Here is a 7950-nt window from a genome sequence, read left to right as displayed (position 1 = left end):
CAAGGCACCGGCCTGGACTCCGGGGAGCACCCCGTTGCTGCTGACATGCGCCGTCATGGCGGCGGTGTAGATGGCCGTAAAGAGAGCCGTTCCGATGGAGCCGCCAATCTGCTGCGTGGCCGACACAGCGGCACTGGCCACACCGGCGTCGTGCTCATTAATCCCGGCGAGCGCCACATTCTGCAGCGGAACAAAAATCATGGCCAGACCGAAGCCGAGAAGAATCAGGCCGGGCAGGACCTCCAGGGCGTAATTGCCCTCCACAGTAATAAAGGAGAGCCAGAAGAGGCCAACAGCTCCAACCACAGGCCCCAGAGTCATGGGCAGGCGGACACCGGTGCGGGGCAGGAACTTGGACACCATACCCGCACCGGCGGTGATGGCGAGCGTCATCGGAAGCGACGCCAGCCCGGATTTCAGCGGCGAATATCCCAGGACAATCTGGAAGTAGAAGACGAGGAAGAGAATTCCGCCCAGCAGGGCTGCGCCGGTCAGAGCCGAAATCAGAAAAGCGCCGCCGCGGACCCGGTTCGCCAGCACGCGCAGGGGAAGCAGTGGATTGGCCACCTTGGATTCCACATACACAAACGCAGCAAGAACGACGACGCCGGCTGCCAGGAACCCGATGGTTTCCACCCGTGCCCAGCCATTTTCAGCCTGGGCAAAGCCGTAGACCAATGAGGCGAGTCCGACGACGACGAGGATGGCGCCGGGAAGGTCGTACCGCGTGTTGCCGTGGGCCTTGCTCTCACGGATCAGTGGCAGGCCGGCAGCAATGGCTACGACGGCAATGGGCACGTTCACGAGCAGGCACCAGGTCCAGCTGGCGTACTGCGTCAGAACGCCTCCCAGCAGCAGACCGATGGCTGCGCCCCCGCCGCCAATCGCGCCGTATACGGCGAAGGCCTTTATCCGGTCCCTGCCGGACGGAAACGTGATGGTCAGGATCGCCAGCGACGCCGGTGCCAGGAGCGCGGCAAACGCACCCTGCAGACCACGGGCGGCAAGCAGCATTTCAGTACTGGAGGCAAATCCGCCCAGCGCCGAGGCAAGGGCAAACCCCAGCATGCCCACCATGAAGGTGCGCTTGCGCCCCCAGTAATCCGCAATGCGGCCGCCGAGAAGCAGGAGGGACCCGAAAGCAAGGGCATAAATGGTGACCACCCAGGTCCGGTCACCGTCAGACATGCCAAGATCCAGCTGGGCGTCCGGCAGGGCAATGTTGACGATGGTCCCGTCAAGGACCACCATCAGCTGGGCCAGGGCGAGAACAGACAGGAGGAGCCAGCGGTGCGGATGCGCCGAGTGGTCAAAGGCCGGAGGTGATCCGGCGGGGGTGATGCGGTCCATGTAGGGGAGATCCTGATTCAAAACGAACTGGTTGGTTGGCTTAGCTATACTACAGGAATGAGACGTGACGGCGAAGCAACACGGGCCAGGATCATGGCGGCAGCACGGACGGAGTTTGCGCGGCACGGACTGGCCGGCGCACGCGTGGACCGGATAGCAGCGGAGGCCAAAGCCAGCAAAGAGCGCCTCTACTCCTATTTCGGCGACAAACGCTCGCTGTTTGCAGCCGTGCTGAGGGACAACCTGCAGGAAACCACAAATCGGGTTCCGAGGGATGTCACCGATTTGCCGGGATTCGTCGGCGCAATGTTCGACCACGCGGCGGCCGAACCCGAGCACCTGCGCATGCTGGACTGGGCACGGCTTGAGGGGGAACCCAATTTACTCCCGCCGACGCCGTACGGCCGGCCGGGACCCCGCAACGAAGACATCGTCACGGCCCAGAAAGAAGGTTTCATTGACCCGGCGTGGGACCCGGACGAATTGATGGTTCTGCTTTTCTCCCTGGCCACGGCCTGGGCCCAATCCCCCGAGACGCTCTTCACCGGAAAACCGGATGAGCCCGGAGTATCACGGGACCGGCGCAGAAAAGCTGCCGTTGCCGCGGCCCGCCGCCTCCTGGAGCCAAGACCGCATATCCCCGAGCGGGACTGAGACCGGCTCCCGGCATGAGCCCGCCGCAATACGGCGACTTGGATCATTGGCTGACTCCCGGCGCGTTGCCATACTGGGAACGTCTTTGCACGATTCCCCTCAGCTGAAAGGCTCCCCAGTGCCAGAGCGAACAATCGTCATTACCGGGGCAAGTGACGGCATTGGTGCCGCAGCGGCCCGCAGCCTGCACAGCTTAGGCAACCGCGTCGTCGTCGTCGGCCGGTCACCGGAGAAGACCGCGGCCGCAGCCCGGGATCTGGGCGGCGCCGACTATCACCTGGCGGATTTCGCCAGGCTCGACGACGTCCGTGCGCTGGCAGCCACCCTGCTGGAGCGTTATCCGCGCATCGACGTCCTGGCCAACAACGCCGGCGGCATCATGGGCCGGCGTGAAGAAACGGTGGACGGGCATGAAAAGACGCTGCAGGTTAATCACCTGGCCCCGTTCCTGCTGACCAACCTGCTGCTGGAGAGGCTGACGGAATCACGGGCAACCGTCATCAACACATCCAGCGTCGCCAACAGCATCTTCGCCCGCTTCGACATCGGTGATCTGGAAGCCCGCCGCAGGTACAGCCCCAACCGTGCCTACGGAAACGCCAAGCTGGCCAACATCCTGTTCACCCGGGAGCTGGATGCCCGCTACGGGAACAGCGGCATTTCGACCGCCGCCTTCCACCCGGGCGGGGTGGCAACGTCTTTCGCGTCCGAATCCACCAGCATGATGCGCCTCATGTACCGGACGCTCCTGAACCGCTTCCTGATCTCCCCTGAACAGGGCGCCGAAACACTGGTGTGGCTGGCCACTGCGGACCCGGCAAAGGACTGGCAGACCGGCAAGTATTACTACAAATGCAAGATCTCCCCCGCCAACAAGGATGCCTACGATGCCGCCCTCTCCTCCCGGCTCTGGGAAGAAAGCGCCCGGATGGTGGGGTTGCCGAACGGCTGACGGGTCGCGGCGGGGCCGGACCCTGTTGCCGGCGCAGCCGGCTGGCTACCGTTGGAAGACCGGGGGTGGCCGCCAAGGAGTGAGCACAATGTACGACTCATCCGGCATCAACGCTGCCGTGCCGCCCTCCGGGCCGGGCTGCGTGGAATGCAGTGCGGACGGAGGCTGGTGGTTTCACCTGCGCCGCTGCGCCGAATGCGGCCACATTGGCTGCTGCGACAGTTCTCCGCGACAACATGCCAGCGGCCATGAGCAGTCAACCGGTCATCCGGTAATCCGCAGCTACGAACCCGGTGAAGACTGGTTCTGGGATTATCGGACCGCGTCGGTCTTCACGGGCCCGGAGCTCGCCCCGCCGCTGAGCCATCCGCAGAGCCAGAGCGTGCCCGGCCCTGCCGGAAAGATTCCGCCCGGCTGGCGAAGTCAACTGCACTAGTCAGCTGCGCCGGCAGGCCGGAATTCCTAGCAGATGGTGCACACATCACACCGGTCAAAACTGCACGCACCGCAGGCGTAATCTGGTCTCATGGCACGCACATACATAGTCACTGGATCAGGATCGGGAATCGGCGCCGCTACAGCCGAACTGCTGCGCGAACGCGGCAACACCGTTGTGGGGGTGGATCTTCGCGGTGCTGAGGTCGAAGCGGACCTGAGCACTGCCGAAGGCCGCCGCGCAGCCGTCGAGAGGGCAGTGGAGCTCGCAGGCGGCAAGGTGGATGCAGTCATCGCCTGTGCAGGGATCTCTGCGCCCTCGCCCATCACGGTTGCCGTCAACTTCTTCGGAGTTACCGAATTTCTCGAGATGCTGGCCCCCACACTGGCCAAGAGCGAGGCTCCGCGGGCGGCCGTTGTCAGTTCCATGGCATCGCTCCAGCCCAACTCCCCCGAGCTTGTGGACGCCATGCTGGAAGGCGACGAGGCCCGCGCACTGAAAATCGGTGCATCCCTCGCCGAGCAGGGTCCCCGGGTTGGATACCTTAACTACCCCTCCTCCAAGCGGGCCCTCAGCCGCTGGGTCCGGCGCGCAAGCGTCACCGGCACCTGGGCCGGTGCCGGCATCCCGCTGAACGCCGTCGCCCCGGGGACCGTCCTTTCTGCGATGACCAAGGAACTGCTGTCCACCCCCGAGGGACGCGAAATGGTGGACTCCTCAGTCCCCATGCCGCTGAACGGGCATTCCGAGCCGGTTGTCATTGCACGGCTGCTCGCCTGGCTGACCAGCGAAGAGAACACCCACACCACGGGTCAGACCATCTACACCGACGGCGGCGCCGACGCCACGCTGCGCGGGGATGACATCTGGGGCGCATAACAGGCACCCCGTCCGGCCTAGTTTTGCCGGATGACCCTTGAAGCAGTCCCGGAACGTTTGTTCCGGGGCTGCTTTTGCATGCGGCGGAGGATTCCCAGCCGCAGGGACAGGTAGGCCAGTCCCCCCACCGGAATCGGCAGCCAGAACTGCACCAGCCGCCAGGACAGGACCCCCAGGACGGCAGCATGGTCCGGCGCCCCGAAGGCTACCAGCATGGATACCAGCACGCCCTCCACAAGCCCCAGGCCGCCCGGCGTGAGCGGAACCAGAGCCACGAGGTTCGCAAGCGAGTAGGCCAGCAGCAGTTCTGCCGGGTGAATCACGTGCCCGTAAGCGGCAAAGAAGACCCAGAGGCACGCCGCATCGAGCAGATATCGCAGCGCGGCGAGAACCACTGCTGCCGCGAACCTGCGCGGATCGCTGCGGAACATCTGCACCTCGGCGGCGATGGTCCGCACAAACTGCTCCGCGGAGGCGGGTGAAATCACCCTGATCGTTCGGGCCACGCTGCTTGCCGCGCGGACAGCCCCGTCCAGATGCCGGTCCAGTACCGTGAGCACAGCTACGCACAATGCCAGCAGCACCAGGACTACTGCCCCGGCAATGCCGAGGTAGCGTCCTGCCGCAGAGGTGCTGTGAACCGTCAGCAATCCCGCACTGAACAGGCCGGCCAGCACCAGGTTGGCCCCCACCACCTGGACGGTTGCAGCGCTCAGTGCATTCTCCGACTGCACTCCGCAGCGGTTAAGCAGGCGGAAGCGGACAGCCGCCGACGTCGTCCCGCCGCCGGGAACGGTGTGGTTGACGGCCAGGTCTGCAAGATCGATGCGAAACAGGGTGAAGAATCCCGGGCGCTCCTCTCCCGGCAGTACCTCCCGGGTGAGCCAGCTGTAGCTGGCCAGTGACGCAGTCTCGAGGAGCACGGCCATGAGGATGAGGATGACCGGCAGTCCCAGCACGGCGGAAATAATGTTGCCGGATCCGGCCAGCTGCGGCAGGACGATGTACTCGATCACCAGCACCACTGCCAGAACCGCTGCGGCCCACCGCAGTAGCCGTGAATGCGCGACCCGGCGCCAGGCGTCGTGCAGGTGCTGGGTCATTCTTCAAGGACAGCAGACTGGCAGCTTCCAAACCAGAGTGCAGGCGCCGGCCCGGGAAGTTCCACCGGGAGAGCCTTTCCCAACTTGCCCCGTCCGGCAACTTTCTGACACCATGTTGGCATGATGCTGACACAGTGTTGGCATCTGAAACCACAACCGACGGAGCTTTCCCATGTTTTTAGCGCTGCGCGAACTGCGCTTCGCCCGGGCACGGTTTGGCCTGATGGGCGGCGTTATTGCACTCATCGCCATCCTGATGGTCCTGCTGTCCGGTCTTTCCTCCGGTCTCGTCAACGACGGCGTTTCCGGACTCAAAAGTATGCCCGCCACAGCTTTCGCCTTCAATGAAGGAACTAAGACTGACAACGCTTTCTCACGCAGCGTTGTCGATGAGTCCCAGGCCGAAGCCTGGCGCGGCCAGCCCGGCGTCGAGGATGTCACGCTCATGGGTGCTTCCATGATGAACGGCACCACCGATGACGGCACCCAGGTTGATCTGTCCCTCTTCGGTGTCGACTCTGACTCCTTCCTCGCGCCGGAAGTTGGCGAAGGACGGGCAGTTGCCGCCCCGGATGAGATTGTCATCTCCCCTACGGGCGCAGATGAGGGCCTCGGGATTGGTTCCGTCGTCACCTTGGAGCGGATCGGCACTGAGCTGACCGTGGTTGGTTACACTGCCGATCAGGCCACCTTCGGGCACGTGACTATTGCCTACCTTCCCCTGGACACCTGGCAGTACATTGCCGGCGGCGAGGCTGCCCCGGGAACACCCACTGAGGCCGACACGGCCGCAGCCAAGCCCGGCACGGCCAGCACCGTGGCTCTGCTTGCCGAAGACGGCGCAACCATTGATTACGCTGCAGGCGACGAAGCTGCCGGCACCGTCACGTCAACGCTGAAGGAATCCTTCAACGCCTCCCCCGGCTACAGTGCCGAGACCATGACCCTGCAAATGATCCAGGTTTTCCTGTACGCCATCTGCGCACTTGTTGTGGGCGCCTTCTTCACGGTCTGGACGGTCCAGCGCAAGCATGAACTTGCTGTGCTGCGTGCCATCGGCGCCTCCACCGGTTACCTGCTGCGCGACGGCCTGGCCCAGGCTGCCATTGTCCTCATCGGGTTCACCGCCGTCGGCGTGCTGGCCGGACTGGGCATGGGAGCCGGACTCTCCGGCACGGCAATGCCGTTCGCCCTTGAGGCCGGCCCCATTGCGCTGGCCACCGCGCTGACCATCCTGCTGGGCCTGATCGGCGCAGCAGCCGCCATTATTCGAATTTCCCGGGTTGACCCCCTGGCTGCCCTGGGAGGACAGCGATGAGCACCAAAACCTCACCCCAGACAGACACGACCCTCGGGCTTGTCATTACCGGAGCCAGCCTTTCCCTGGGCGACGGCGACGCCACGGTGCAGGCCCTGGATGATATTAATCTCACCGTGCGCCCCGGCGAACTCGTCGCCGTCGTCGGCCCCTCGGGTGCCGGCAAGTCGAGCCTGCTCGCAGCAGCCGGTGCACTGACCAGCCCGGACTCAGGATCCGTAACCATCAATGGGACCAACCTGGCCGCGCTGAACGGTGCCGAACGCGCGCGCTTCCGCCTGCGCAACATCGGCTTTGTCTTCCAGTCCGGAAACCTCATCCCCGCCCTTACCGCCGGCGAGCAGCTCGAACTCGTGCACCGGATGGCCTTCGGGAAGAAGAGCTTTGACCCGCGGGAGCTTCTCGGGGCCGTGGGAATGGAACACAAGCTCAAGAGCCGCCCCGATCAGCTTTCCGGCGGTGAGCGCCAGCGCGTGGGCATTGCCCGCGCCCTCGTCACCCGGCCGCCGCTGCTGCTGGTGGATGAGCCCACCGCCGCTCTGGACCGGCGCCGCAGCCAGGACGTCGTAGCGCTCCTGGCCCGGGAAACTGCCGAGCGCGGCGTTGCTACAGTTATGGTGACGCATGACCACGACGTCCTCCACCACTGCCACCGGGTAGTGGAAATGGTGGACGGACGCCTAATCAGTTAAAGAATGAACAGCACCAACCAGGAGGGCCCTTGCCCCGCATTACCTCGCCCACGGTCGCAGAACACCGCGCGGCCCAGCAACGGGCCCTCCTGGATGCGGCACGCACCCTGCTGGCAAGGACCGGCGAAGCTCCCAGCATGGCGGAAGTAGCCGCCCTGGCCGGGCTCGCCCGCCCGAGCGCCTACCAGTACTACAAGTCCCGCCAGGACCTGTTGAATGCCCTGGTCCTGGATGTTTTCCCCCGCTGGGCCCGCCGGGTGGAGGAGGCCATGCAGGCGCAGCCCGATCCGGCAGACCGCATCCTGGCTTATGTACTGACCAACATTGCACTTGTCGCCGAGGGGGAACACGCCGTAGGGACCGCCCTCGCGGCCGTTGCCCCCAGCGAGGAGCTGAATACCCAGAGCTCCATGATGCACTCTCAGCTGCTGGATCCGCTGGTCGGAACGCTTCGCGAGCTCGGTGCCGAGGATCCCGCCGCAACCGCGGAGCTGATCAACGCCATCGTCCACTCCGCCACCAAGCTGCTCGAGTCCGGCATACCCCGCGAGGCCGTGAACGCACGC

At 64.8% G+C, this 7950-nt stretch carries 9 protein-coding genes; 7 read left to right on the top strand and 2 right to left on the bottom strand.

Annotation, left to right across the window (positions count from 1 at the left end; genetic code table 11):
* Positions 1 to 1350: DHA2 family efflux MFS transporter permease subunit (locus QMA10_RS17525; RefSeq protein WP_290170507.1), on the bottom strand; the 1350-nt coding region annotated here is incomplete at its 3' end.
* 57 nt (positions 1351 to 1407) lie between these two features.
* On the opposite strand from QMA10_RS17525, the gene QMA10_RS17520 reads away from it, so the two are divergent.
* The 4 genes from QMA10_RS17520 (at position 1408) to QMA10_RS17505 (ending at position 4271) form a co-directional block, all read left to right on the top strand.
* Entirely contained in the window at positions 1408 to 2004 is a 597-nt protein-coding gene (locus tag QMA10_RS17520) for a TetR family transcriptional regulator (RefSeq protein WP_290170506.1), read from the top strand.
* Positions 2005 to 2122: 118 nt separating this feature from the next.
* Positions 2123 to 2956: an SDR family NAD(P)-dependent oxidoreductase gene (locus QMA10_RS17515; protein ID WP_290170504.1), complete on the top strand. Its 834-nt coding sequence runs from the start codon at positions 2123 to 2125 to the stop codon at positions 2954 to 2956.
* Positions 2957 to 3044: 88 nt separating this feature from the next.
* On the top strand, positions 3045 to 3392 hold the full coding sequence (locus QMA10_RS17510) for a UBP-type zinc finger domain-containing protein (RefSeq protein WP_290170502.1): 348 nt from the start codon (positions 3045 to 3047) through the stop codon (positions 3390 to 3392).
* Positions 3393 to 3482: 90 nt separating this feature from the next.
* Positions 3483 to 4271 carry an SDR family oxidoreductase gene (locus tag QMA10_RS17505; protein WP_290170497.1) on the top strand — a complete coding sequence of 263 codons (789 nt, stop codon included), beginning with the start codon at positions 3483 to 3485 and terminating at the stop codon, positions 4269 to 4271.
* A gap of 17 nt (positions 4272 to 4288) precedes the next feature.
* Here the strand turns inward: QMA10_RS17505 and QMA10_RS17500 are convergent, their stop codons facing one another.
* On the bottom strand, positions 4289 to 5374 hold the full coding sequence (locus QMA10_RS17500; protein WP_290170495.1) for a flippase-like domain-containing protein: 1086 nt from the start codon (positions 5372 to 5374) through the stop codon (positions 4289 to 4291).
* Positions 5375 to 5546: 172 nt separating this feature from the next.
* Here QMA10_RS17500 and QMA10_RS17495 point away from each other — a divergent pair, with 172 nt between their 5' ends.
* The 3 genes from QMA10_RS17495 to QMA10_RS17485 all read left to right on the top strand — a co-directional run.
* Positions 5547 to 6692 carry an ABC transporter permease gene (locus tag QMA10_RS17495; protein WP_290170493.1) on the top strand — a complete coding sequence of 382 codons (1146 nt, stop codon included), beginning with the start codon at positions 5547 to 5549 and terminating at the stop codon, positions 6690 to 6692.
* Positions 6689 to 7384: an ABC transporter ATP-binding protein gene (locus QMA10_RS17490; protein ID WP_290170490.1), complete on the top strand. Its 696-nt coding sequence runs from the start codon at positions 6689 to 6691 to the stop codon at positions 7382 to 7384. The genes QMA10_RS17495 and QMA10_RS17490 overlap by 4 nt, the downstream gene beginning before the upstream one ends.
* A 29-nt stretch (positions 7385 to 7413) precedes the next feature.
* On the top strand, positions 7414 to 7950 hold a 537-nt coding region (locus tag QMA10_RS17485), incomplete at its 3' end, for a TetR/AcrR family transcriptional regulator (protein WP_290170487.1).

Source organism: Arthrobacter sp. APC 3897 (assembly GCF_030407495.1).
Classification (GTDB): domain Bacteria; phylum Actinomycetota; class Actinomycetes; order Actinomycetales; family Micrococcaceae; genus Arthrobacter_B.
Note: the sequence above shows the minus strand (reverse complement) of the source record. Positions and strands in the feature narration are given on the sequence as shown.